We start from the raw sequence: 620 nt of genomic DNA, 5'->3' as shown, positions 1-620 counted from the left end.
TGTTTTTGGCTCTATTCGCTTTTTTAAAACTAAACCATCCATGATGGTGGAGAATAAGGGAGTCGAACCCTTGACCTCCTGCGTGCAAGGCAGGCGCTCTAGCCAGCTGAGCTAATTCCCCCTCTAGGTGTTTAATGTTTAAGGTTCTTTATTCAAGGTTGTAACTTTGAACAATAAACTTTAAACCTTCAACTCAATTAGTAGTCTCGGGCAGGCTCGAACTGCCGACCTCTACATTATCAGTGTAGCGCTCTAACCAGCTGAGCTACGAGACTTTGTATGAGTAATGGGTGATGAGTAATAAGTAATTCCTTTTCCTCTTCTTCATTTCTCAATCTCTTTCCCTATACTAATTTCTAGTGGGTTATATTTTTATATTTAAATTATAAGTAATGTATAATGAGTAATGAGCAATTTTATCTTCCAAACTATTACACTTGGCTCTTTTTACTTTTACTTGTCTCTTTAAAACCTTTTAACTTTACCTATAAACCAACCAAACAAAAAACTAAAGCTTTACTTTGAATAAGTACTTTGTGTCTAGGACACTAATTTTGTTTTACGTCAAAAGACGCTCTAAAATGAGATGTTCCAGCCGCACCTTCCGGTACGGCTACCTT

The 620-nt window shown here is 36.9% G+C and carries 2 tRNA genes; both read right to left on the bottom strand.

The window, feature by feature from the left end:
- Window positions 1-44 precede the first annotated feature (44 nt).
- Window positions 45-121, bottom strand: a tRNA-Ala gene (locus ABEG63_RS21530).
- Window positions 122-201: 80 nt separating this feature from the next.
- Window positions 202-275, bottom strand: a tRNA-Ile gene (locus ABEG63_RS21525).
- Window positions 276-620: the final 345 nt, after the last annotated feature.

It is taken from the genome of Chryseobacterium sp. C39-AII1 (genome assembly GCF_039672645.1).
Classification (GTDB): domain Bacteria; phylum Bacteroidota; class Bacteroidia; order Flavobacteriales; family Weeksellaceae; genus Chryseobacterium.
This window is presented reverse-complemented; position numbering and strand designations above follow the sequence as displayed.